This is a genomic window from Frateuria sp. sgz306004, from assembly GCF_057750885.1.
In genome coordinates this window covers 121,655-145,927 of sequence record NZ_JBYLFE010000003.1, presented here as the reverse complement: position 1 = coordinate 145,927, position 24,273 = coordinate 121,655, and the positions used below count along the sequence as shown (strand labels likewise).

Below are 24,273 nucleotides of genomic sequence, written 5' to 3'. Positions count from 1 at the left end.
GCCTCGGCGGGTGCGGGTGCACAGGCAGCCGGCGCAAGGGATGGCGGGCATAGCGAAGGGACAAGGCATCCCACGATTCTAGCGTGCGGCCATGGCGCCCCGCAGCGGTGCTGTCCCCTTGCATGCCATGACTTATGGGACTCGCCCGCACCAAAAGCACCCCGGAGGCGGCACTGGCATCAGCCGGAACTTTCTGCCAGCATCCGGCCCTTGGATTGCGGATCAAGGGGTTGAGCCGCCATGCGCGTCGGGAAGTTCTTGATTGTCTGTGCACTTGGCGTCGGCAGCGTTGATGCTGCATCGGCCATGGACGCTGACAGCCAGGATATGGGCGCCATGCAGCACCTGGACAGCACCAGCAGCCACGAAGGCGCCGGTGGTGGCGGCAGCGGCGGCGATGCGCTGGGCCTGTCCCGCGAGAACGTCGCCCCCTCCAGTTCCTCCTCGTCCAATAGCGAAAACTGCCCTACCGGGACCCAGTCCACGCCGCAGCGCAAGAGCCGCGCCACACTGGGCTGGCAGTCGCTGTTGCCGGGTTCCCTCCAGTAACCGATCAGGCCTGTGCCGACCTCCTGGTGGCGGCGCATTGGCGCCTATGTCTCGCCTCCCCCACTCGCTGAAGCGCCCTGGCGCAAAGCGCTGGCTGCTTGTCCCTTGGCGCAGCGCCTGGACCTTGCGCGACAGAACGAGCTGCGCCGGCTGGCGGGCGTGTTCTTGGCCCGCAAGCGCTTTCACGCGCTGGCCAACGCCGAGCTGACCGACGAGCTGCGTGTACTGATCGCCTTGCAGGCCTGCCTGCCCGTATTGCGACACGGCCCCAAGGCCTTGCGCGGGTGGAGCGATGTGCTGGTGTATCCGGGCGAGTTCAAGGTGCGTCGCAGCCACCACGACGAACGCAGCGGGGTGATCACTGAAAGCGAAGACGTGCTCATCGGCGAAGCCTGGGAGCGCGGGCCACTGGTGCTCTCATTGGCCGACGTGCAGTTGGATCTGGAGCAGCCGTGGGACGGCTTCAACGTGGTCATCCACGAAATTGCCCACAAACTGGACATGCTCGATGGCCCGCCCGATGGCGTGCCGGTGTTACCGCCATCGATGTCACGCCGACAATGGATCGTGGCGTTCCAGCGCGCGTTCGATCATTTGTCCAACGACGTGGCTCGCGGTCGTGACACTCTTATCGACCCCTATGCCGCGGAAAGCGCCGACGAGTTCTTCGCGGTGGTAAGTGAGCTGCATTGGTCGCAGCCTTCGGTGCTGCGCCGGGCCGATGCGGCAGTGGCCGAGCTGCTTGGCGCTTATTACGGCCCCTCGCCCGCGCCGTAGTGATCCACTGCCGCCCCGCAATCAGTTCGGTGGCAGTTTCACGCTGAAGCGCGCGCCGTTGAACTCCGGCGAACGATCCACTACCAGCTCGCCACCATAGGCGCGGATGATGTCCTGCACGATGGACAAGCCGATGCCGTGGCCCTGCACGCGCTCGTCGCCGCGCACGCCTCGCTGCAGCACGCTTTCGATCTTGTCGTCGTCGATACCCGGGCCATCATCTTCCACGCTCAACCACAAGCCCGGGCGCTGCCGACCCGCCACGGGGCGCATCTTCACCACCAGCAACACGCGATGACGCGCCCATTTGAACGCGTTCTCCAGCAGGTTGCCCATCAACTCCAGCAGGTCGCCCTGCTCGCCGTAGAAAGCCGCGTTGTCGTCGATATCGAACTCGCACAGCACGTTCTTGGCGGCGTAGACCTTTTCCAGGCTCTGCACCAAGTCTTCCGCATGACCGGCAATGGGAATGGCGGTGGCCGCAAAGGTTTGACGACCCGAGGTAGCCGCCCGCGCCAACTGGTAGGCCACCAGTTCGTCCATCTTGCGCACCTGTTCCAGCACCTGATCGCGCAACTGCGATTCGCCGGTGACCGTTTCGAGGCTCGATCGGATCACCGCCAGCGGCGTCTTGAGGCTGTGGGCGAGATCCGCCAGCGTGTTGCGCGTGCGCACACGTTGCTCACGCTCGTTGTCGATGAACGCGTTGATGCGCTCGGTAAGGCCGGTTAGCTCGGCCGGATATTGATCGCCCAGGTGTTCGCGCTCACCGCGCTCCACGATGGACATTTCGCTGGCCACCTTGCGCAACGGCGTGAGACTCCAACGCAACAACAACAACTGCAGGAGGATCAGCATGACGCCCAGCGACGCCAGCCAGAAAATAAGGCTGCGCCGGTATACGGCATTCTTGTCGGCGAGCTGGTCTTCGGTCTGCGCCACCATGAAGGTGAGGCGCACCGATTTTTTCTCGGCGGTGTCGAGCGCGACGCCATACGTGTAGTAGTACAGACGCCCCATGCGCGTATCGACCGGGCCCACGAAGTGGCCTTCGCCGGGTTCCAGCGGATGCAGGAAGCCAAAGTCGCGCCCGATGGCCGAGGGCGACTCCCACTTGAAGCCGTTGTCGCCAATGGCGACCGCGTACAGGCCCGAGCCCGGCCGCGAGAAGCTCGGGTCGGGCGGCGTATCGGGCAGCAGCACTTTGCCGGAGCGACCTACTTCGGTGCCGGCAAGGTAAGCCACGACGAAATTCTGCAAGCGATCCTGCAGGCCCTTCAGCGCGCTGTCGGCCGCGGTGCGGCTGAGCGTAAGCCCGACCACGCCGAGGAAGGCGGCCAGCACGAAGCCAGTGGCCAGCGCCGCGCGCGCCGCCAGCGAAGAGGGGCGGCGCGGCGGCAACGGATCACTCGTCGTCGGATTCGCTGCGAGGGATGGCAAAGCGGTATCCGCGTCCACGTACCGTCTCGATGGGCTTGAGGTTGCCTTCCGGGTCCAGCTTTCGGCGCAGGCGACCAATGAACACTTCCAGCACGTTCGAATCGCGGTCGAAATCCTGCTGGTAGATGTGCTCGGTGAGGTCGGCCTTGGAGACCAGCTCGCCCGCGTGCAGCATCAGGTATTCGAGCACCTTGTACTCGTAGCTGGTGAGATCCACCGGCTTACCTTCCACCGTGACAGTCTGCGCGGTGGTGTCCAGCTTGATCGGGCCGCAGGCCAGCACCGGCTTGGACCAGCCACTGGCGCGACGAACCAGCGCGTTGATACGCGCCAGCAGTTCTTCCACGTGAAAGGGCTTGACCAGGTAGTCGTCGGCGCCGTGCTTGAGTCCCTCCACCTTGTCCTGCCAGCCGCCACGGGCGGTGAGGATAAGGATGGGATAACGCTGGCCGGCCTCGCGCAGCGACTTGATCAGGTCCATGCCCGACATCTTGGGCAGGCCCAGGTCGATGATGGCCAGATCGAACGGCACTTCGCGCCCAAGGTACATGCCCTCCTCGCCGTCCTGGGCCGCATCGACGGCAAAGCCGTCGCGCTTCAGGCGCGCAGCGAGGGTTTCGCGCAGCGGAGCCTCGTCCTCAACCAAAAGGATGCGCATCAGTGTTTCTCCTTGTTGCTCTCGCCGTCACTGGACGGGTTCTTGGTCGAATCGTTGGAAGCCGGCTTGCCGGCATCGGTGGTTACCGTCACCACGCGCACGTGACCCGTCGGGGTCAGCACTTTCACGCGGTGCTCGAACGAACTGCGCCCACGGCGCACGGTACTGGCCGACAACACCTTGCCGCCCGTCTCGTGCTGTACCTGCGCCACGGCCTGCTCCAGCGACATGGCGGGCTCGACCTGCTGGCCCGCAAAGGCCGGCACGGCCAGGGCCAACAGACTCAGCAAGGCAAGGGTGCAGCTAATTGTTTTCATTTTGTTAAACAAAACCCGATATCCGGCGGGCCAGGAATGCCATCGTCGTTCAGACTATGAAACCGGGGCTGAATATTGACCGGATAAACGTGCGGCGTCACGCCGCCACCCGCGCCGGCGCCATCGCCTGCTCAATGAGAGACCAGCCCGCGCCCGGCAGGTGCGCACCCTCGCTGAGCCGGCGGCGAAAGCCTCGAGCACCCGGCTCACCCTGGTAAAGGCCCAGCAGATGGCGGCTGATGTGCTTGAGCGCGGTGCCGCGCGCCAGCTCGGCCTCGATGTAGGGCCGCATGCGCTGCAGCACGTCCTCGCGGGCGGGCAACGGCTCGCCGTACAGCGCCGACTCCAGGCGGGCCAGCACATAAGGGTCGTGGTAGGCCGCACGGCCCAGCATCACGCCATCCACCTGTGCCAGGTGCGACTGCACCTGCTCCACCGTGGTGATCCCGCCATTGATCACCACCAGCAGCTCGGGAAACTCCCGCTTGAGGCGATACACGCGCTCGTAATCCAGCGGCGGGATTTCGCGGTTTTCCTTGGGGCTCAGGCCTTGCAGCCATGCCTTGCGTGCGTGCACCACCAGCAGCTCCACGCCCGCGTCGAGCATGGTTTCGGTGAAATGCTGCAGATCTGCGTACTCGTCTTGGTCGTCCACCCCGATACGGCACTTCACCGTCACCGGCACATCCACCGCATCACGCATGGCCTTGACGCAGTCACCCACCAGGGCCGGCTCACGCATCAGGCAGGCGCCGAAGCGGCCGGATTGCACGCGATCGGATGGGCACCCCACGTTGAGATTGATTTCGTCGTAACCCGCCTCGGCGCCGAAACGTGCCGCCTGGGCCAGTTCGGCCGGCTCGCTGCCACCCAGCTGCAAAGCCACCGGATGCTCCTGCTGGCTGTGTTCGAGCAGGCGCAACTGCTTGCCGCGCACCAGCGCCGCACTGGTCACCATTTCGGTGTACAGACGGGCGTGCGGCGACAACAACCGGTGGAAATACCGGCAGTGGCGATCCGTCCAATCCATCATGGGCGCAACGGTAAGCCGGAAATCGTGGGGATTAAGGTGGTCCATGGCGAATATTGTAATGGCTCAACGACGTGCCACCCGCAACTCCCCACTGCCACAGGAAGAAAATGCGCGTTGGCAGCGCCCCTTTAGGGGCCGCCGCTCCGCAGATATCACCCGCCCGCTCGACGAACAAAGGCGTATCTGAGTGCTTGCCCACCCTCCTTGGGACAGTAGGGCTGGGCGGTTGAACGCGAAGAAGGTCGGGCGGACTGCCACTCATAGGCCGGTCACACAGAACGCGATCAAAGGAAATGCGCGAACGTCAGACAATTCGCGAAAGCCAATACGGCGCTAGCGTTGGCAGATCCAGTGAGATGCTTTATGCACTCTCCAAGATGCAGACAGTGCAAGCAGCATCACCATGGTCAGCGCTCTCCAGCCTCCGCCCATGACGTCGTGTTTCAGCTCACGCGCAACAGTGGAGCGTATTGAGCTGACGATTCGATCTTGGATCGCAGCACGACGTGGTTGGTTGTTCCAAGGCCAACAACGGCGTTATCGCGCCCCCATGACAACCTGCGCGTTAGGCACGCCGCAATCAGCAGCCATTGCAACGATGATTGAGCGTAAAGGGCCATCTTCGAGCGCTCCGCCGCACAACCACTTTTGCGAGTATCGGCGGACAAATGCGAATAGGTCGCAACACCTTCCGCCTTACTTGCCAGCGCTAGGCTTTACGCCCCTCGTCAGAATGTGCCCGTACGTTTTCGATGCCATCACTATCGCGATTGCACCATCTACTTCGCCTGGCCGTCTGGATGGCCGTACTCGGTCTGTCAGCAGGTGCGGGGATGGCCCGTGCCGATCTCACTGACGAAATTCAGGTCTACGACGACAGCATCAACACGCGTGGGCAATGGGGGTTGGAGTTGCACCTCAATACCACGCTGGATGGGCGCGCCACGCCGCTGTGGCCTGGAGAAATTCCGCCGAACCACGGCTTTCGCACTACCATGGAGTGGTCCTACGGGCTGACCGATACGCTGGAGGCGGGCCTTTACCTGCCCTTGGTGCATACCGGCGCGGGCAGTTCGTATTTTCCGGGCCCTCGCGCACGCCTGAAATGGATTCCCCACCGCCCCGCCGAGGGTGGCGCAGGGCTGTTCTACGGGCTCAACGTGGAAGTGTCGGCGGTGAATACGCGCTTCGAACAGGGCCGGCCGGCGGTGGAGTTTCGCCCCATCGTGGGCTACCGCAGCCCGTTGTGGCTGATCGCGTTCAACCCGGTAATCGACGAAACCTACCGTTCGCGCTACGTGAGCAATCGCCCCGATTTCAACCCCGGCCTGAAGATCGCTCGCACGGTGGCACCGCATACGGCGCTGGGCCTGGAGTACTACGATGACTTCGGCTCAGTAGGAAATTTCGACCCACCGCGCCATCAGAATCAGCAATTATTCGCCGCTCTGGATGTCACCGAGGGCCCGCTCCCCTTCAATGTTGGCATCGGCCATGGCCTGAATGCCGCCAGCGACGCGTGGACCCTCAAGGCCATCCTGGAAGTTCCCCTGCATTGACCCTGACGCCATGGCGCATGGCGGCAGACGGGTTTATTGCGGCTGCTCAAATTGTTCACATTCGGGTCGATATACGTTCATCGCCACTGCGTGGTACGTCGCCACGTGGATTGAGCGGCGCGTGAGACGCGTCGCATGGGCGATCGAGCATGCGTTCTACTATGGAAACCCTCGTTACCCCTCTGGTACCGAGACCCCGCCCACTGAGGATGGCTGGAATCTGTATGGCATCCCCCGCGCCGCGCGCCCCTAACGAAGCTCAACGCCTGGAGCGCCTCAAGGCACTCGGCGTGCTGGATTCGGCGGCCGAACCGTTGTTCGACGCGCTCACGCGTGCCGCGTCACTGCTGACCGGTGCACCGATCGCCCTGCTCACCCTGGTCGACGACAAACGCCAGTGGTTCAAGGCCAATACTGGCCTTGAGCACGTTCAGGAAACCCCGCGCGATGTTGCGTTCTGCGCCTACACCATCCTCGACGACCGCCTGTTCGTGGTGCCGGATGCGCGGGAGGACCCTCGCTTTGCGGACAACCCGCTGGTGACCGGCGCACCGCACATCCGCTTTTACGCTGGCGCACCGGTCACCCTGAGTGATGGCATGCGCATGGGTGCGCTGTGCGTGATCGACCATGAGCCGCACCAACTCTCGCCAACGCAAGCTGCGATCCTCACCGAACTGGCACGCGCCGCGGCGGAGGCGCTGGAGCAGCGCAAGGCCGCGCTGGAGCGCAGCGACGCGCTGCATCGCGAAGCCCTGCTGCATCGGTTGCTGTCGGAAGATCGCAGCCGTCTGGCGAGCATTCTCGATGCCGCGCAGGCGGGCACCTGGGAATGGAACATCCAGACCGGCGAGATGCGCTTCAACGAACAATGGGCAGCGGTGCTCGGCTATGCCGAGGAAGACCTGGACCTGCTCTCCGCCAACTCGCTGCGCTACCAGCACGACAACCTGTTGCACCCGCTGCCGAACGCCCAGCGCAAGCTCACCCATCCCGAGGATGTCGCCCTGGCGGAAGAACGCCTGCTGGAACATCTGCTGGGCCAGCGCGCGCTGTTCGAGTGCGAGGTGCGCATGCGCCACAAGGACGGCCACTGGGTGTGGGGGCTGTTACGCGGCCGCCTGATCAACCCCAGCACCGACGGTGGTGCGCAGTGGATGTACGGCACCCTGGTGGATGTGTCCGAGCGCAAGCAGATGGAACGTCGCTTGCACGAAAGCGAAGCGTTTCTCGATCGTGCCGGCCGCGTTGCTGGCGTGGGCGGCTGGCAGGTGGATCTGGAAACCCAGGAGCTCACCTGGTCGGACCAGACCTGCGTGATCCACGACCTGGCGCCCGGCTACAAACCACAACTATCCGAAGCCATTGCGTTCTACGCACCCGAGGCGCGCCAGGTGATGGAGCAGGCGGTGGCCAAGGGCACGGCGGATGGCACCGGTTGGGATCTGGAGCTACCCATGATCACCGCGAAGGGCCGCTCGATCTGGGTGCGCGCGATGGGTGCGGTGGAATACCTGCACGGCAAGCCTCGCTGGTTGGTTGGTGCGATTCAGGACGTCACTGCACGCAAGCAGGCCATCGAGGGGTTGCAGCGCAGCGAACGTCGCTTCCGCAAGCTGTTCGAGGAAAGCCTTGGGTTGATCTGCACGCATGACCTCAACGGCACCTTGCTTTCGGTGAACCCCGCGGCGGCTGAGCTGCTCAACTACAGCATGGGCGAACTGCTGGGCCGCTCGCTCAAGGATTTCATGCCGGAGGCAATGCGGCCCTCCTTCGACGACTACCTGCGTCGCGTAACCCAGAACGGCGTCGCGCGGGGCCTGTTGCAGGTCGTGGCCAAGGATGGTCGCCTGCTCACCTGGCAGTACCACAACACGCTCGATACCGAAGGCGGGGAACCTTACATCCTCGGCCACGCCCAGGACGTCACCGAGCGGATACGGCACGAAAGCCAGTTGCGCGAATGGAGCGTGCGCGACTCGCTGACCGGCTTGTACAACCGGCGGTACCTCGGGCAGATCGCCAGCGGCCTGCGCGACAACGAGTCCTGGGGCTGCATCGCCATCGACCTGGAAGGCTTCAAGGTCGTCAACGACACCTACGGCCATCAGCGTGGCGACGAGGTATTGGTGGCGATGGGCCAGTTCCTGGCCGCGAACGTACGGCCCGACGACATCGTGATACGCAGCGGCGGTGACGAGTTCCTGGTGCTGCTGCCGCATACCGGCGAGCAGGACACCATGACCATCGTGCAGCGCCTGGACGCCGCGCGCGAGCAGGCGCCCATCCGCTTTACCGTGGGTTATGCCATGCGCACCGGCCAGGCCACACTCGATGCGGCCCTGGCCAGCGCCGACGACCAGCTCTACCAAGTGCGGCGCGAACGCGGCTACCACGGCCGCTGAGTGCGGCGGGATGCCGCAACCGCCTGGCCCCGGGCAGAGCCAACGTTGCGTGGCACGGCCACACTGGAGGAATCAAGGCGCCGCGCGGCGCCAGGATCAAAGGGGGCAGGCATACCATGGCGGGTCGATGGCATAATGCGTGCCATGCGCTGCACCCAAGGCAGCACTCGTCAGGCGCAGCGGATTTTCGCCTTCCCCACACGAGTCCCGGCACCGGCCGTATCACGCCGGTGTCCTGCCAGCAGCATTCTCATTTCTTGCAACGGTAACCGGCAATGGTGGCATTGGCGACGGAGCACGTGATCGACGTGCACCACTGGAACGACAGTCTCTTCAGCTTCCGCGCGACGCGCGATCCTGGCTTCCGCTTCGACAGCGGCCAGTTCGTGATGATCGGCCTGGAGGTGGACGGGCGCCCGTTGATGCGCGCTTACTCCATCGCGAGCGCGAACTACGAGGAACACCTGGAGTTCTTCAGCATCAAGGTGCCCAACGGCCCGCTCACCTCGCGCCTGCAGCACCTCAAGCCTGGCGACCCGCTCATCGTCAGCCGCAAGCCCACCGGCACGCTGGTGCTCAACGACCTCAAGCCCGGCAAGCACCTGTACCTGCTGGGCACCGGCACGGGCCTCGCGCCCTTCATGAGCCTGGTGCGCGACCCGGAAACCTACGAGCGCTACGAAAAGATCGTGCTGGCCCATGGCGTGCGCAACATCAACGACCTGGCCTATCGCGATTACCTGGAAAACGAGCTGCCGCAGCACGAATACCTGGGCGAACTGGTGCGCGAAAAGCTCATCTACTACCCCACGGTTACGCGCGAGTCGTTCCACAACTGCGGCCGCATCACCGACGCCATCGTGGATGGCGCGATGAGCGAGGCCACCGGCCTGCCGCCGCTGGACCCGGCGATGGATCGCGTGATGATGTGCGGCAGCCCGTCGATGCTGGACGACACCTGCGCGCTGCTGGATGCCCGTGGCTTTCAGGTATCGCCGCGCACGCGCGAACCGGGTGACTACGTGATCGAACGCGCCTTCGTCGAAAAGTGATCGCCGCGACGGCCACGCCCTGCGTGGCCGTCGTCATGCCGGGTTACTGCCACACCTTGTACACGCGTCCACTGCCGACGCCTTCCACGCTGCGCCGATAGGCCAGCGCCACGCGCGCGCCCGGCGCCGCTTCAAAGCCCGGGAAATACGGGCCATACGCCTCCAGCGATTCGGTCAGCAGCGTGGCGCTGATGGCGTTGATGCGCAGGCCGCGCGGCAACTCGGTGGCGGCGGCGCGCACGAAACCTTCGATGGCTGCATTCACCGTGGTGGCGTTGGCGCCCAGGCGAATGGGTTCCTCCGCGGTGATGCCGCTGGTGAGGGTGAAGGAGCCGCCATCGCGCAGGCGACGAATGCCGGCCAGCACGACATTTACCTGGCCCATCAGCTTGTCTTCCAGGCCGCTCATGAACTGCGCGGGCGTGGTGTCGGCGAGTTCGCCGAAATGCACGTGACCGGCGGTGGTCACCACCGCATCCAGCGGGCCGGCCTGTGCGTACATCTGCTCCACGCTGGCGGGGTCCGTCAGGTCCACGCGCAGATCGCCGGAGTTGCGCCCAGCGCGGATCAGTTCGTGATGCGGCGCCAGTTCGGCCGCCACGGCTTGGCCTACGGTGCCGCTGGCACCGACGAGCAGAATTCGCATGGTTCATTGCCTCGAGTAAGTGACGGCCCGGTGGGGCCGCCCAGTCGGGCCAGTGTCTTCCCGCAACCCACGGGAGATAAACATGCCATGATGACCATCATTAGAAACCATGGGTTTTGAATGATGGACACCCTGGCCAGCATGGCGATGTTCGTGCGCGTGGTGGAAAGCGGCAGCTTCAGCGCCGCGGCCGAGGCCGCGGGCGTGTCGGCCACCATGGCTGGCAAGCACATCCGCGCCATCGAGGAGCGCCTGGGCGCCCGCCTGCTTCATCGCACCACCCGCCGCCAGCAGCTCACCGAGGTGGGCCGGCTCTACTACGAGCGCTGCAAGCAGGTGCTGGCCGATGTGGAGCTGGCCGAGGCCAGCGCCTCGGAGTTGCAGGCCACGCCACGCGGCCGCCTGCGCCTCACCGCCCCCATGAGTTTCGGCAGCCGACGATTGACGCCCGCGCTCACCGAGTATCTGGCGCGCTACCCGGAGGTCAGCGTCGACCTGGTGCTGGATAACCGCGTGATCGACCTGGTCGGCGAAGGGTTCGAGGTAGGCATCCGCATCGGCGCCATCGACGATCCGCAACTGGTGGCGCGCCCGCTGCTGCCATATCGCATGCTGCTCGCCGCCTCGCCGGCGTACCTGGCACGGCACGGAATGCCTGCGCACCCGGACCAGCTCAGCACGCATGCCTGCCTGGGCCTGTCCAATTGGCGCCGCCGCGATCAATGGCGCTTGCTCGGCCCGCAGGGCGAAGCGTGCGATGTGCCAGTGCACGGTCGACTCGCCGCCGATCACGGCGATGCCCTGCGCATCGCCGCGCTACACGACGCGGGCATCGTGCTGCAACCGGAGGTGTTGCTCACCGACGATCTTCAAGCCGGGCGACTCGTGCACGTATTACCCGGCTGGGCGCCACCGGCCACGCCCATGCATTTGCTCTACGCGCAGGATCGCCGCCCCACCGCCAAGCTGCGCAGCATGATCGCGTTTCTGCTGGAGCGTTTCGGGGCAGATCAGGCCTAGCGCTGCGCTGACCGAATCAACGCGGCGCCACGTGCTCAATCGCGCACGCGGCCCTGCCCTTCGTTGTCCCAGTAACCGAAGATGCGCCGCGCGATGAGCTTGTAAAGCCGCTTGCCGGTCGCCCGCCACAGGCGCGAATGCGGCGCGGGCGTGTTGAGGATGGCGAGTTGCCGCGCGCTTAGTGCTTCGGCGCAATAGGTGCGCTTGTGCTTGAGCAGGTGGCGCAGATCCTCGCGCGCCAACAGGCGGAACAACGCACCGCGTTTGCCGCGCGTCCAGGCGATCTGGAAATCCACCAGCGCGGGCGTGCCATCGCTGCGCACCAGCCAGTTGGGTTCCTTGGCCAGATCGTTGTGCACGATGCCGCGTCGATGCAGCACCGCCAGCAGGCGCAGCGCCTGGCGGTAATAGGCGCGGTCGCGCGGTTGAGCCTGTTGCATGGGCGCACCGCCGATGTAACTGCGTAGCAGCTCCTGCCCATTCCAGCCCAGCAGCGCGGGCACGCCATCCACCCCGGCAAGCTTGGCCAGCGCACGGGCCTCGCGCGCAGCCGCCCGTCGCGCAAATGCGCGCGCCCACCAGCGCGCAGCGCCGATATCGCGCCGAATCATGCGCACGCCGTCGCGTTCAGTGATTTCGATGCGGCCGAGTTCATCGGCCTTGAGCAAGGTGTCGCGGGTCACGGGCCATCCGGCAAACAGGGCCGACGTCCACTCGCCGGCGTGCCACAAGACGGCTATTGTCACCGATCCGGCGCCTGCCCGTGCGCGCCAACCAGGAGTCCCACCCATGCCCATGATGGATATCGCCCTCTACGTGCTCGCCGGCGTGCTGATGGTGGCGGGCATGGCCGGCAATATCCTGCCGGCGCTGCCGGGCATTCCCATGATCTTCGGCGGCATCTGGCTGGCCGCGGCGGTCGACCACTACCGCCACCTGGGCCCTTGGTGGCTGCTGGTGATCGGCGCCGTGGCCACGTTGGGCGTCATCGTGGATTTTGTCGCCGCCGCGCTTGGTGCCAAGCGCGTGGGTGCCAGCAAGCTGGCGCTATGGGGCGCCGCGATCGGCACCCTGGTGGGCATGTTCTTCGGGATCGCCGGGCTGCTGCTGGGGCCGTTTCTGGGCGCGGTGCTGGGCGAGCTGGCCTCCGGCACCAGCGTGCTGCGCTCGGCCCATGTGGGCGCGGCGACCTGGCTGGGCCTGCTGTTAGGCACGCTGGTGAAGCTGGTGCTGTCCTTCATGATGATCGGGCTGTTCGCCTTCGCCTGGCTGGTCGCCTAGCGACACACTGACGCGCCCCGCGCGGCCCCGGCACGCCGCGTCTTTGGAGTGTGAAAAAGGCCGGGCGCGCTGCCGCGACCTTCGGCACATGGCGCACCACAGCGTCGGCCCGATAGGCTCGGGATTCCATCCACCGGGGAACCTACCCATGTCCAAACGCCTCGCCCTTGCCCTGGCGATCTCGCTGGTGACTGCCGGCGCCGCCCATGCCGACACCAAAACGCCAACCTGGATCGAGCGCAGCAACGCCGATGCCAAGGTGATGCTCGACGTGCTCTCGCGCTTCAGCCCGGAGTTCGCCTCGCAGATCGGCCTGCCCGGTTTTGACGACAAGGTCGCCGACCTCAAGCCCGACGTGGATGCACGATCGCGCGCGGCTCTGGTGGACGCCAAGGCCAAGCTGGAAAAGATGCTCGCCACCGAAAAGGACACCAATGTCCGCGAGGATCTGCAGATCCTCATCAAGGCCGCCGACCAGCAGATCGAAGGCATCGACCTCACGCACAAGTACATGCTGCCGTACCAGGACGTGGGCCAGCTGATCTTCGGCGGCGAGTTCGCCCTGCTCAAGGACGACGTGGACGCCAAGCGCCGCCCCGCCGCGCTCAAGCGTCTGGAATGCTACGTGGGCAAGGCCCCGGGCTGCACGCCCATCACCGAACTGGCCAAAGCGCAGACCACCGCACGCCTGGGCGAAAAGGACCTGATCGGCCCCTACAAGGGCGAGGTAGAGCAGAAGCTCTCCAACACCCAGCGCTATGCGCAGGGCATCCGCCAGCTGTTCACCAAGTACAAGCTGGACAACGCCGAAGGCAAGGCCGCGCTCGATGCGCTCGACAGCCAGCTCAAGGACTACGACACCTGGGTGCGCAGCACCATCGTGCCGCGCGCACGCACCGATTTCCGCCTGCCCGAGCCGATGTACGCCTATAACCTCAAGCAGGTGGGCATCGACATTTCGCCGGAAGACCTGATCAAGCAGGCGCAGCTGGAGTTCGTCGAGCTGCGCTCCATGATGCAGATGATGGCGCCGGTGGTGGCCAAGGCCGAAAACATCCAGGCCACCGATTACCGCGACGTGCTCAAGGCGCTGAAGAAGGACCAGCTCGGCAAGGACGATGTGGTGCCCTGGTACCACGAGATCATCGGCAAGATCGAAGACACCATCCGCCGTGAGCACATCATCACCCTGCCTCAGCGCAAGATGCAGATGCGCCTGGCCTCGGAGGCGGAAACCGCCGCCGTGCCCGCGCCGCACATGGACCCGCCGCCCTTCATCAACAATCACGGCGAACAGGGCACCTTCGTGCTGACCATGGGCAACCCCAGCGGCGGCAAGTCCGACTCGTACGATGACTTCACCTATAAGGCCGCCGCCTGGACGCTCACCGCCCACGAAGGCCGCCCGGGCCATGAGCTGCAGTTCGCGGCTATGGTGGAGCGTGGCGTATCGCTGGCGCGCAGTCTGTTCGCCTTCAACAGCGTGAACGTGGAAGGCTGGGCCCTGTACGCTGAGTCGGAGATGCTGCCGTACGAGCCGCCTGCCGGCCAGTTCGTGGCCCTGCAGGCTCGCCTGCAGCGCGCGGCACGCGCTTACCTTGACCCCATGCTCAACCTGGGCCTGATCACCAAGGAGCGGGCGCACGATGTACTGCGCAACGATGTCGGCCTGTCCGAAGCGATGACCCAGCAGGAACTCGATCGCTACACCTTCAACAGCCCAGGCCAGGCCACCGCGTACTTCTACGGCTATATGCGCCTGCAGCAGACGCGCCTGAACACCGAGCTGGCACTGGGCAAGGACTTCAACCGTCAGGCCTTCAATGACTTCGTGATCGGCCAGGGTCTGCTGCCGCCGGAACAGCTTGCCGAGGCGGTGCGCACGCAGTTCATTCCGTCACAGCAGAAGAAGTGATCCATCGGGCGGGGTGGTCGCACCCCGCTCCGCTCAACGAGGCCGCGCCTTTGGGCGCGGCTTTCGTTTTGGTGCATGCGGCACGCTGGCGCTGCGCAGCAACCACGAGGCCAGCGCGGCCGGGTCTTCGCACAGCGAGGGCGGCACGATCACATAGCCACGACTGGGGGCAGCCTGCTCACGATGGCGAAAGCGCACCGCACCCGGCAACGCGAGCAAGGCCTCCTGATCGGCAGCCTCCAGCTTCAACGCCAGCCCTTGCTCAGAAAGCCACGCACAGGGCCTTTCGTCGAAATACGCCATGAGCCCACCGAACATGGGGTGGAAGCGCAGGTCATGCGGCCGCCCCAGGTGCGTGGCGGCCTCCTCCAGGTCACGGCGCAACGCGACGAGCGCGGGGTTCACACCGGTGCGTCGGGAATCACGTAGAGCAGAACGGCCAGATAGTGCAGCACGCTGCCGGCCAGCACGAAGAAATGCCACACCGAATGGTGATACGGCAGCTTGCGCCACAGGTAGAACGGCACGCCCAGCGTGTAGGCCACGCCGCCGGCCAGCAGCAACACCATGCCGCCCGTCTGCAGGTGTTGCAGCAACGGCTTGAACGCGATCACGCCCACCCAGCCCATGCCCACGTACATCAGCACGGCCAGCTTGCGGTACTTCTTGAGCAGGCCCAACTCCAGTGCGATGCCCATGATGGCCAGCGCCCACACGGTGCCGAACAGGCTCCAGCCCCACACCCCCGGCAAGGCCACCAGGGTGAACGGCGTATAGGTGCCGGCGATCAGCAGGAAAATGGCGATGTGATCGAGCGTGCGCAGCACCTGCTTGGCCGACGCACCCGGAATGGAGTGGTAAAGCGTGGACGCCGTGTAGCAAAGGATCAGCGTGGTGCCGAACACCGCGCTCGCCACCACCGCGCGCGCATCCGCGTAAAGCGCCGAGAAGGCCACCAGAATGGCCAGGCCAGCGATGCTGAGCAGGATGCCGATACCGTGGATGACGCTGCTGGCCAGTTCATCGCCATAGGCGTAACGCGGCAGCACCGCGCTGGTGGAGGCAGACATGGGATGTTCCTTGGGAAGCACTGCGTACTGGGGCGTACGGATCGTGCCACCTTAGCGGGCCGGCCATCGATTGCAAGCACGTCAGGCGTATGAAACGCCCGACGCGCCCGGAAAGCCCCAAAATGGCGATTACTCGATGATAAAGGCGCCGAAGGCCACGCCCAGGTCCCAGCCCTTGCCGGTACCGCTGAGCGCCAGGGATACGTTGCCCTTGGTCATCACCCGAGCGCCCGCCGACTTGGCCGCACCGGCGTGCACGCCCGCATCGGCATAGTGACCCTTGATCTCGCTGATGCTGCTAACCCCGGAGAACTTGCCCACGCCATTGTCGATCTGGCTCTTGCCGAAGGTGAGCCCGCCACCCTTCACGCGGATGTGCACCCCCATGCTCTGCCCGTTGCTGCAATGAACGGTGCCGCTGCCGGTAGCTGTCTGGTAGAACACCGACCAGCCGGAAAGACGGAAATTCATCTTGCACTCGATGTCGCCGGCACGCGCCGGCGCGGAGGCCATCCACGCGGCCAGTACCAGCGCCAGCGCACTCATGTTTTTCCACGTTGCCATGTCGCTTCTCCTCGGATGATCGGCGCGCCCAGGGGCTGGCGATTCTGCCCATCGCGGGCCATCTGGCGCGTGAATACATCCTTCACCCGGGCTGTACACCGTGGCAAGCACGGCCGGCACAGAATGCAACAACCGGGTATCCCCTCTCTCTCCCCCGATGCCCGGCCTTGCTGCCCCGCCTCCCTGTGCGGGGCTTTTTTTGCCGCCACATCACGCTGCGACGTCGCGGGCTACACCCTGCCCGGCGGATCGAACTAAGCTGGGGCCAGGAACCTAAGGACCCGGGAGAACCGCGCGATGCCCGCCATCGATTTGCTGTTGCATCTGGACCACCTGGAGTTGAATGCCCCCGCGCCGCGTGCCGCGCTGGCCTTGGCGCATCGCCTGGGCGCACGGCTGGACGCGCTCTACGTCGCCGACCTGCCCGCCACGGCCTTCAGCCTGCCCGAAGCCGTGCCCGTACAACTGGAGGAAACCCAGCGCCGCGTCGCCGAAGCCCAAGGCCATGATGGCGCCTGGCGAGAACTGCTCGCCGCCCATGGCCTGACCGGCGCGTGGCGAGTGAGCCAAGGCGATACGGTACAGACGCTCAGCCAGGCCGCCTCCGGCTACGACCTGCTGGTGATGGAACGCAGCCAGCAGCGCAGCGATGCACCGGTGGGCTTTGGCTCTGTGTCGCGTTGCGTGTTCGGCAGCGGCAGGCCCGTGCTGGTGGTGCCCGATCTGGCGCCAGTGAAGAGCCTGGGCGAGCGTGTTCTGGTGGGCTGGAACGGTAGCCGCGAATCAGCCCTGGCCTTGGCCGCTGCGCTACCGCTGCTGCAGAAGGCACAAAGCGTGCGCATCCTCGACGGCAGCGAAATGAATGCGGACCTGCTGCCCGTGCTGCCACCGCCGGGCCTTGCCGACTGGCTGCAACGGCACGGTGTGCAATCTCAGATCGAGTTGCTTGACACCGGCCCCACTCATGTTGCCGGCGCAGCAATGCTGGATGCAGCACATCAGTCGAATTCGGACCTCATCGTGATGGGCGCCTGGAGCCGCTCACGACTGGCGCAAATGGTGCTCGGCGGCACCACCCGCCACCTGTTCATGCACGGCGATGTACCGATGCTGGTGGCGCACTGAAAAACCCGGTTTTCGAACCTGGCAGGCACTCCGCTAAGAATAGCCTTCCATACGGCCAGTTGCGCAAGTCCTTTTGGTCATCCTAGGCTGGAATCGACCCGGCACGATCCCCACCGCGTCCCCACGCGGCGTGCCGGGCAACAACCCAACATCGATTCGTCAGGAGGTCGCCTATGTCGTCCGCAAGCCTGGCTGTACGTCGTCATGCCCACCCCGACACCACACGCATCGCCGCCATGAGTGCCGCCATCGCGGTGAACTTGGTGGCGCTGGTCGCGGTGCTTCGCCCGATGGCGCCGCAACTGGTGGAACAGGTGCGCCAGCTCACCGCCACCGAAATCCGTTTCCTCACGCCGCCACCCAAGGTGCCTGAACCGCCGCCGCTGGACCTCAAACCCATTCAGCAACCGCGTGCATTGCCGCGCACGCATGTCCCGCCGGCGCCACCCGCCGTGCCAGTCGCCCCACCCACCACCGAAGGCAACATCGCCGCGCCGCCCAGCGTACCCACAGTGGCGCCCGCCACCCCTGCACCATCCATCGACACCGCACCGGTAGAGGCTTCGCTCGCCTATCGTGCCGTGCCGCTGAAGTACCCCTCGCAGGCCCTGCGCACACGCATGCAGGGCACGGTGATCCTCAAGGTATTAGTCGATGAGAACGGCAAGCCACAAGAAGTATCGGTGGAACAAAGCAGCGGCTACGCACTGCTCGATCGCAGCGCGCGCGAACAAGTGTTGCAGGGATGGAGCTTCGAACCCGCCACGGTGGCAGGCCACAAGGTACGTGCATGGGCACGCGTGCCGGTAACGTTCGATCTCAATCAACTGTAAGCGCGCACGCTCGCCTGCCCTAAAAAGGAAAGCCCGGCCTGCATTGCCTGCCAGGCCGGGCCATTCCACGGCAACTCTGGTGTCAGGTTGTAACGGTGGGTGCGGGTCGGCGCGACGCACGCGCAATCGCCCACACGATCGCCATCAGGAAAATCACCGGCAGGCAGAATGGCAACACCGCCAACGCCACGATGGGCGCCACGATCAACAGGGCCAATCCGCCAAACAACAGGCCGAGCGCGGCGCCGATGAGATGAAACAGGCCACCGACCAGCACAAAGGTGAGCTTGAAGGCCGCGCCGATCACCGCCAGCACCAGCCACAGGCCCAAGAACAACATCAGGAGCACGCTGAAAGCGATCATGACGACCCTCCTTTTGGCCCATACCGCACCTCGACGGTCATGCAGGCGACCCGTGCGTATTTCAAGGCCTAGTCGATGAGCATGCTGCGCTTTTGACGAGTGCTGCGCATGTCGCGAAAGTCATAGGTATTGCCCGCGTCGCGCCCCTGGAGTGTTACGGGACTTTAACGATACGCATGTTCCACTGCGGCACGGTTCCCGTCGAGTAACATCGCATGGCCAAACACATGCAACACCTCAAGGCGCTGCGTGATATCGCGTTTGACTACGGTGTAGGTGCGCACCCGGATCTGGCCTCGATGGCAAGAGCGCTGGGCCGCCAAGTGCATCAGAACAGGCAAGTACTGAACGAAAGCCTGAACAAATTGCGCACTCGCGAGAAGGGTTTCGAACGCTGGCTGATAGCCCGCCGCGGCAAGCCGGCGGTCAGCGTGCTGATCATGGCCTGGCCCGCGAACCACGCCACGCCCATCCACGACCATGGTGGCCTGTGGGGCCTGGAATTGGCCCTGCATGGCGCCCTGGAAGTGCAATCGTGGGATCGTGAGCCCCAGAACGGTTCGTTGCGCGAAGTGGGACGCGACTGGCTAGGCCCGGGCGATGCCACCTGGTTCGATGCCGATGACCGCTATGCCCACCGTTGCCGCAACCTTTCGCGGCATGAAGCGGCCTTGACGCTTCACGTATACGGGGGCGATCTGGCACAGTACTTCACTTATGAAGAGGCCGAGAAGGCCGGCCAGTGGCTCGCCAGGGAACAACGCAGCCGGATTTCCGGCTCCCTGTACGCTTGAGCCAAACCGAAACACTTTTGAAGGAAGGGCATGTATCGAAGAGTCGCCATCATCGGCGGCGGCGCGGCTGCGGCAGCGCTGTTGAGCGAGTTGCTGGAACGCCAGCCACCGCAGCCGCTGCACATTGACTGGTATACCGGCGGCGGTACGCCGGCGCGCGGTGTCGCCTACGGCACGCGCTCGGACCGTCACTTACTCAACGTACGCGCCGCGTCCATGAGCATGTTCGCCGGCAAGCCGCGCGGCTTTCTCGATTTCGCCCAGCGTGGCGACCACACGATTGCCGGCACCGATTTTCTGCCGCGTCGCCTCTATGGCGACTATCTCGAGGCGGAAGTGGCCCGCGCATTGGAACGTGCGCGCGCCGATGGCCACGATGTGCGCGTGCTGCCATTCGGCGCCGATGCGATCGTGCCCGAACACAACGGCGTCACCGTCATTCACGGTGAAGAGAACACCCGCGTGGATGCCGCCGTGCTGGCCATTGGCTCGCTGCCGCCCCAGCCGCTGAGCGGCGTGAGCGAAGCAGCGCTGGCAAGCGGCCATTACGTGACCGAGCCATGGAGTTTCCTCGCCAACGCCAAACCAGATGATCGTCCGCTCAAGGTCGTGTTGATCGGCCTGGGCCTCACCGCGGTGGATGTGTTGCTCGAATTGGCGACGCTGTGGCCCAACGCCACCTTCGAAGCCATTTCGCGGCACGGCCTGCTGCCCGAACCGCACCTGGAAGCCACCTCCGCGCCAGCCGATGACGGTGGCGACCTGGTAGAAGCGATGCGTGAGGCGCCGGAGATCCGCCGCTGGTTCCGCCTGATGCGGGAAGCCGCCACCCACGCCACCGACTGGCGCACGGTGATCGACAGCCTGCGTCCGCATACGCCCTCGCTGTGGGCACTGCTGCCGAAAGAAGAGCGCGCCCGCTTTCTGCGTCACGCACGCTGGGCCTGGGAACGCGTGCGTCACCGCATGGCACCGCAAGTGATGACGGCCCTGCAGACACTGGAAGGCGAAGGCCGCCTGCATCGCCGTTGCGGCCGTCTGCAAACGGCCGACTTGGCCGGCGACAAGCTGCGCCTGCAAGTGCGCCGCGCGCATGGCGAGGCATTCGACTCACTGGACGCCGACGTGGTGATCCAGACCGTAGGCCTCAACACCGATGTGCGCCGCACGCAGCACGCGCTGGTGCGCCAGCTCGCCACCAACGGGCATATCACGCCCGATCCGCTGGGCCTGGGCTGCGTGGGTACGGCCGAGGGCCGCCTGCAACACGATGGCCACACCTGGCAGCACTTCTACGCCATCGGCACCTTGCTGCGCGGCGTATTGTGGGAATCCACCGCGATGCCGGAAATCCGTCAACAGGCACGCCAGCTCACCGACCGCCTGCTAGGCGAGTAACCGCTGTCACGCCGCGCATGCCAGGCATGCGCGGCGTGTTCATGCATACAAAATGCGCCGATGGATTCAGCGCACCCTTCACTCAGAAGCCACTCAACACCAGCTTGCCGATGGTGCTGGCACTCTCCAGTTGCGCATGGGCGCGACGCACGTTCGTCGCGTTGATGCTGCCGAGATTCTCGCGCATCGTGGTGCGCAATACGCCGGCATCGACCAAGTCCGCCACTTCGTTGAGCAAGCGATGTTGGGCCTGCATGTCCTCGGTGTGGAACAGCGAGCGCGTGAACATCGATTCCCAATGCAGGGACTGGCTTTTCGCCTTGAGCAAGCGGATATCCGGTGGCGTTGCCGGGTCATCGATCAAGCCCAGCTTGCCCTGCGGCTTGAGCAACTCGGCGAGGCTGGCGAAATGCTGGTCGGTGTGCGTGAGGCTGAGTGCATAGTCCACGCCCTGCGGTGCCACCGCCTTGACGGCGGCGACCAGATCGCCGTGATGATCCACCACGTGATGCGCTCCCATCTCGCTCACCCAGGCGCGACTGTCCGCGCGTGAGGCTGTACCGATCACCATGAGGTTGGTGAGCTTGCGCGCCAATTGGATCGCCATCGAGCCCACGCCGCCCGCACCGCCCACCACGAGCAACACGCCACCACGAACGCTGTCGCCACGCGGCACCCCAAGACGATCGAACAGCAACTCCCAGGCAGTGATGCTGGTGAGCGGCATCGCTGCCGCTTGCGCGGCATCGAGTGTGGACGGCTTGCGCCCTACGATGCGCTCATCCACCAACTGAAACTCGCTGTTGCTGCCGGCCCGATCGATGGCACCGGCATAGAACACCTGGTCGCCCGGCTTGAACAGGCTCACGTCCGCGCCCACGGCCACCACGGTGCCCGCCGCGTCCCACCCCAGCACCTTGTCGGCACCTTGCGGGTCGACGCGCTTGCGCACCTTGGTATCCACCGGATTCACCGATACCGCCTCCACCTTCACCAGCAGATCGCGCCCTTGCGCCACCGGCGTCGGCAGGGCCACGTCGAGCAGGCTGTCGGGGTCGGTGATGGGGAGGATGTGTCGATAGGCAACGGCTTTCATGCAACGCTCCTGAGCAAAAAGAGGAACCCGGACGCGCAGTGTGCGCCCGGGAAAGTGGTGAAAAAGTCAGTCAATGATCAGGCGCCAACCGCACATGCCGCTGGCGTGTCGCCGCGACGACGATCCAGCGCGGCGCTCCACACGGTGACCAGCAGGCCCAGCACGGCCACCACGCCACCGGCCACGCTCACCGAAGGCAGGCCCTGGCCCAAGTCGATCATGGCGCCGCCGATGAACGCACCCATCGCGTTGCCGAGGTTGAAGGCGGCGATGTTGAGCGTGGAGGCAAGATGTGGCCCTTCGCTCGCCTGCTGCACCACGCGCATCTGCAGTGGCGGCACCGTGGCGAAGGCGGCGATGCCCCATACGAACACGGTGACGATGGCGCCGATGGTGCTGTGCATGGTCCATGCAAACGCGAACATGATCAGCGACAACACCACCAGCACGCCGGTCAGCGACGGCATCAGGCGCCAATCGGCAAGGCGGCCACCCAGCATGTTGCCAATGGTGGTGCCCGCACCGAACAGGATCAGCACCCAGCCGGTGGCGCCCACGCTCACGCCCGACACTTGCTGCAGGATGGGCGCGATATAGGTGAACACGGTGAACACCCCGCCGAAGCCCAGCACCGTCATTGCCAGTGCCAGTAGCACCTGCGGCTGGCGCAGCACGCCCAGCTCACGACGCATATTCGGTGACGGTAAGCCAGGCAACGCTGGCACCAGGCGCCACACCGCAATGGCCGCCAGCACGCCCAGCACGGTCACCGCGCCAAAGGTCGAGCGCCAGCCGGCCCACTGGCCGAGGAACGTACCGAACGGCACGCCCAGCACATTGGCGAGGGTGAGGCCGGTGAACATGAGCGCGATAGCACGGGCACCCTGCCCGCGCGGCACGATGTGCGAGGCGACCACGGCGCCAATGCCGAAGAACGAACCATGACAGAACGCCGCCACCACACGTGCCAGCATGAGCACGCCGTAGTTCGGCGCCACGGCACAGAGGGCGTTGCCCAGGATGAACAGGCCCAGCAGCAGGAGCAAGGCGTTGCGGCGCTCCATGCGCGCTGTGAGCGCCGCCAGCACCGGCGCACCGGCCGCCACGCCCAGGGCGTAGCCGGACACCAGCAGGCCCGCCGACGGAATGCTCACGTGAAGGTCCTGCGCCACTTCGGGCAGCAGGCCCATGATCACAAACTCAGTGGTACCAATGGCGAAAGCGGCCACCGACAGGGCCAGCAGGGCCAGTCGAGAGGTCGGGCCTGGGGCAGCTTGCTCGGTCGCGGCAAGCCCCAGGTCGCCTTCCTGGGGGGACGGGGAATGCATGGGGAAGGTCCGGAAAGGGGGAGGCGCATTACTCTGCACCTTGTCCACACCCACCGGAATTGAGCAAACTAGAGAGGCATCTTTTCCAAAAAGTTGAAGATGGTCGACTTCGAAGACATGCGGCTATTCGTGCGCGCGGTCAGCCAGGGCAGCCTTTCGGCGGCCGGACGCGAGCTGGGCTTGTCCCCGGCCGCCGCCAGCAAGCGCCTGAACCGCCTGGAGCAAGCCCTGGGCGTGCGCCTGCTCCAGCGCAGCTCGCGCCGCTTGGTGCTCACTGACGAAGGCACCATCTACTACGAGCGCTGCCAGGCCATCATCGCCGACGTGGACGACGCCAACGCGGCCGTCGGGCTGGGCCAGTTGGAGGTGCGCGGCCAGTTGCACGTGTCCGCCGCGGTGGACATGGGCCGCCAGTACATCGGCCCCATCGCCGCCGACTTTGCCGCGCAGCATCCCCAACTCAAGCTGCGCCTCACCAACTCCGACGCCATGCTCGACTTGTTCGAGCACGGCGTGGACGTCGCCATCCGCGGCGGCACCATGACCGACTCGCGACTGGTGTCTCGCCTGCTCACCAACAACTTCCGCGTACTGTGCGCTTCGCCCGCGTACCTGGCCCGCCGCGGCACACCCACGCGCGTGGAAGACCTGGAACAGCACGATTGCCTGATGCTGCACCGGCCGGGCCACGGCATCCTGCCCTGGATACTCCAGACACCCGAAGGTCCACGCACTTTGCGCGTGGACGCCGCCATCACCTGCGACAACGGCGATCTCATGCGCGCCCTGGCGGTGGCCGGTCATGGGCTGGCCTTCAAATCGGCCTGGGACATCGCCGAGGACGTGCGCGCCGGGCGGCTGGTGCCCGTGTTGGGCGATGTCATACTCCCCGAGGCGCATATCTACGCGATCTATCCCAGTCGCTGCTACTTGCCTGCACGCATTCGCGCATTCGTGGATCATCTGCAACAGGCATTGCAGGCACGCGAGCGCGATGTGCTCGATACCGTTCGCCGCGCCATGCGCTGAGTCACGCTCCTCACTACCTG

25 protein-coding genes are annotated in these 24,273 nt (G+C 65.3%); 13 read left to right on the top strand and 12 right to left on the bottom strand.

All coding sequences use genetic code 11. The features are described 5' to 3' along the window. Positions 1-306: 306 nt before the first annotated feature. A complete protein-coding gene (locus AC3G2C_RS06895) occupies positions 307-549 on the top strand; it encodes a hypothetical protein (RefSeq protein WP_488383890.1) in 243 nt (80 codons plus the stop codon). A gap of 12 nt (positions 550-561) precedes the next feature. Next, on the top strand, positions 562-1,326 hold the full coding sequence (locus AC3G2C_RS06890; protein ID WP_488383889.1) for a M90 family metallopeptidase: 765 nt from the start codon (positions 562-564) through the stop codon (positions 1,324-1,326). A 21-nt stretch (positions 1,327-1,347) separates the two neighbouring features. Here AC3G2C_RS06890 and AC3G2C_RS06885 read toward each other — a convergent pair whose 3' ends face one another. The 4 genes from AC3G2C_RS06885 to dusA all read right to left on the bottom strand — a co-directional run bounded on the left by AC3G2C_RS06885 (position 1,348) and on the right by dusA (position 4,819). Then, positions 1,348-2,727, bottom strand: a complete 1,380-nt coding sequence (locus tag AC3G2C_RS06885; protein WP_488383888.1) for an ATP-binding protein — start codon at positions 2,725-2,727, stop codon at positions 1,348-1,350. 4 nt (positions 2,728-2,731) lie between these two features. Continuing rightward, on the bottom strand, positions 2,732-3,424 hold the full coding sequence (locus AC3G2C_RS06880) for a response regulator transcription factor (RefSeq protein ID WP_488383887.1): 693 nt from the start codon (positions 3,422-3,424) through the stop codon (positions 2,732-2,734). Beyond that, a complete protein-coding gene (locus tag AC3G2C_RS06875; RefSeq protein WP_488383886.1) occupies positions 3,424-3,741 on the bottom strand; it encodes a PepSY domain-containing protein in 318 nt (105 codons plus the stop codon). Before AC3G2C_RS06875 ends, AC3G2C_RS06880 begins: the two co-directional genes overlap by 1 nt. 97 nt (positions 3,742-3,838) lie before the next feature. After that, positions 3,839-4,819 (bottom strand): tRNA dihydrouridine(20/20a) synthase DusA, encoded by a 981-nt coding sequence (dusA, locus tag AC3G2C_RS06870; protein WP_488383885.1) that lies wholly within the window; start codon positions 4,817-4,819, stop codon positions 3,839-3,841. 788 nt (positions 4,820-5,607) lie between these two features. Between dusA and AC3G2C_RS06865 the strand changes: the two genes are divergently transcribed. The 3 genes from AC3G2C_RS06865 (at position 5,608) to AC3G2C_RS06855 (ending at position 9,790) form a co-directional block, all read left to right on the top strand. After that, positions 5,608-6,333 (top strand): hypothetical protein, encoded by a 726-nt coding sequence (locus tag AC3G2C_RS06865; RefSeq protein WP_488383884.1) that lies wholly within the window; start codon positions 5,608-5,610, stop codon positions 6,331-6,333. Positions 6,334-6,557: 224 nt separating this feature from the next. Next, the gene (locus AC3G2C_RS06860; RefSeq protein ID WP_488383883.1) at positions 6,558-8,738 is read left to right on the top strand and encodes a sensor domain-containing diguanylate cyclase; all 2,181 of its coding nucleotides are present in this window, start codon (positions 6,558-6,560) and stop codon (positions 8,736-8,738) included. 275 nt (positions 8,739-9,013) lie between these two features. Then, entirely contained in the window at positions 9,014-9,790 is a 777-nt protein-coding gene (locus AC3G2C_RS06855; protein WP_488383882.1) for a ferredoxin--NADP reductase, read from the top strand. A gap of 43 nt (positions 9,791-9,833) precedes the next feature. Here AC3G2C_RS06855 and AC3G2C_RS06850 read toward each other — a convergent pair whose 3' ends face one another. After that, entirely contained in the window at positions 9,834-10,436 is a 603-nt protein-coding gene (locus tag AC3G2C_RS06850; protein ID WP_488383881.1) for a short chain dehydrogenase, read from the bottom strand. Positions 10,437-10,556: 120 nt separating this feature from the next. On the opposite strand from AC3G2C_RS06850, the gene AC3G2C_RS06845 reads away from it, so the two are divergent. Continuing rightward, on the top strand, positions 10,557-11,456 hold the full coding sequence (locus tag AC3G2C_RS06845; protein WP_488383880.1) for a LysR family transcriptional regulator: 900 nt from the start codon (positions 10,557-10,559) through the stop codon (positions 11,454-11,456). A 35-nt stretch (positions 11,457-11,491) separates the two neighbouring features. On the opposite strand, the gene AC3G2C_RS06840 is transcribed toward AC3G2C_RS06845, so the two are convergent. Next, positions 11,492-12,067, bottom strand: a complete 576-nt coding sequence (locus tag AC3G2C_RS06840; protein ID WP_488384274.1) for an RIO1 family regulatory kinase/ATPase domain-containing protein — start codon at positions 12,065-12,067, stop codon at positions 11,492-11,494. Positions 12,068-12,254: 187 nt separating this feature from the next. Between AC3G2C_RS06840 and AC3G2C_RS06835 the strand changes: the two genes are divergently transcribed. Continuing rightward, positions 12,255-12,737, top strand: a complete 483-nt coding sequence (locus AC3G2C_RS06835; protein WP_488384273.1) for a DUF456 domain-containing protein — start codon at positions 12,255-12,257, stop codon at positions 12,735-12,737. A 148-nt stretch (positions 12,738-12,885) separates the two neighbouring features. Continuing rightward, positions 12,886-14,652 carry a DUF885 domain-containing protein gene (locus AC3G2C_RS06830; protein WP_488383879.1) on the top strand — a complete coding sequence of 589 codons (1,767 nt, stop codon included), beginning with the start codon at positions 12,886-12,888 and terminating at the stop codon, positions 14,650-14,652. 33 nt (positions 14,653-14,685) lie between these two features. Here the strand turns inward: AC3G2C_RS06830 and AC3G2C_RS06825 are convergent, their stop codons facing one another. The 3 genes from AC3G2C_RS06825 to AC3G2C_RS06815 all read right to left on the bottom strand — a co-directional run bounded on the left by AC3G2C_RS06825 (position 14,686) and on the right by AC3G2C_RS06815 (position 16,286). Then, on the bottom strand, positions 14,686-15,057 hold the full coding sequence (locus tag AC3G2C_RS06825) for a TfoX/Sxy family protein (RefSeq protein WP_488383878.1): 372 nt from the start codon (positions 15,055-15,057) through the stop codon (positions 14,686-14,688). Beyond that, a complete protein-coding gene (gene trhA, locus AC3G2C_RS06820) occupies positions 15,054-15,722 on the bottom strand; it encodes a PAQR family membrane homeostasis protein TrhA (RefSeq protein ID WP_488383877.1) in 669 nt (222 codons plus the stop codon). The genes AC3G2C_RS06825 and trhA overlap by 4 nt, the downstream gene beginning before the upstream one ends. Before the next feature lie 129 nt (positions 15,723-15,851). Then, the gene (locus AC3G2C_RS06815; RefSeq protein ID WP_488383876.1) at positions 15,852-16,286 is read right to left on the bottom strand and encodes a hypothetical protein; all 435 of its coding nucleotides are present in this window, start codon (positions 16,284-16,286) and stop codon (positions 15,852-15,854) included. A gap of 297 nt (positions 16,287-16,583) precedes the next feature. On the opposite strand from AC3G2C_RS06815, the gene AC3G2C_RS06810 reads away from it, so the two are divergent. Beyond that, a complete protein-coding gene (locus AC3G2C_RS06810; RefSeq protein WP_488383875.1) occupies positions 16,584-17,411 on the top strand; it encodes a universal stress protein in 828 nt (275 codons plus the stop codon). 173 nt (positions 17,412-17,584) lie between these two features. Then, the gene (locus AC3G2C_RS06805) at positions 17,585-18,244 is read left to right on the top strand and encodes an energy transducer TonB (RefSeq protein ID WP_488383874.1); all 660 of its coding nucleotides are present in this window, start codon (positions 17,585-17,587) and stop codon (positions 18,242-18,244) included. 82 nt (positions 18,245-18,326) lie between these two features. Here AC3G2C_RS06805 and AC3G2C_RS06800 read toward each other — a convergent pair whose 3' ends face one another. Further along, positions 18,327-18,608: a hypothetical protein gene (locus AC3G2C_RS06800; RefSeq protein ID WP_488383873.1), complete on the bottom strand. Its 282-nt coding sequence runs from the start codon at positions 18,606-18,608 to the stop codon at positions 18,327-18,329. A 215-nt stretch (positions 18,609-18,823) separates the two neighbouring features. Here AC3G2C_RS06800 and AC3G2C_RS06795 point away from each other — a divergent pair, with 215 nt between their 5' ends. Together AC3G2C_RS06795 and AC3G2C_RS06790 are read left to right on the top strand one after the other, a co-directional pair. Beyond that, positions 18,824-19,402 carry a cysteine dioxygenase gene (locus tag AC3G2C_RS06795; protein ID WP_488383872.1) on the top strand — a complete coding sequence of 193 codons (579 nt, stop codon included), beginning with the start codon at positions 18,824-18,826 and terminating at the stop codon, positions 19,400-19,402. A gap of 30 nt (positions 19,403-19,432) precedes the next feature. Next, positions 19,433-20,800, top strand: coding sequence for an FAD/NAD(P)-binding protein (locus AC3G2C_RS06790; protein ID WP_488383871.1), 1,368 nt, complete (start codon positions 19,433-19,435; stop codon positions 20,798-20,800). 82 nt (positions 20,801-20,882) lie between these two features. Here AC3G2C_RS06790 and AC3G2C_RS06785 read toward each other — a convergent pair whose 3' ends face one another. Together AC3G2C_RS06785 and AC3G2C_RS06780 are read right to left on the bottom strand one after the other, a co-directional pair. Further along, positions 20,883-21,896: a zinc-binding alcohol dehydrogenase family protein gene (locus AC3G2C_RS06785; RefSeq protein WP_488383870.1), complete on the bottom strand. Its 1,014-nt coding sequence runs from the start codon at positions 21,894-21,896 to the stop codon at positions 20,883-20,885. A 77-nt stretch (positions 21,897-21,973) separates the two neighbouring features. Continuing rightward, complete coding sequence (locus tag AC3G2C_RS06780; RefSeq protein ID WP_488383869.1) at positions 21,974-23,224, bottom strand: MFS transporter; 1,251 nt, start codon at positions 23,222-23,224, stop codon at positions 21,974-21,976. Between the two features lie 99 nt (positions 23,225-23,323). Here AC3G2C_RS06780 and AC3G2C_RS06775 point away from each other — a divergent pair, with 99 nt between their 5' ends. Then, entirely contained in the window at positions 23,324-24,253 is a 930-nt protein-coding gene (locus AC3G2C_RS06775) for a LysR family transcriptional regulator (RefSeq protein WP_488383868.1), read from the top strand. The last annotated feature ends 20 nt before the right edge of the window (positions 24,254-24,273 follow it).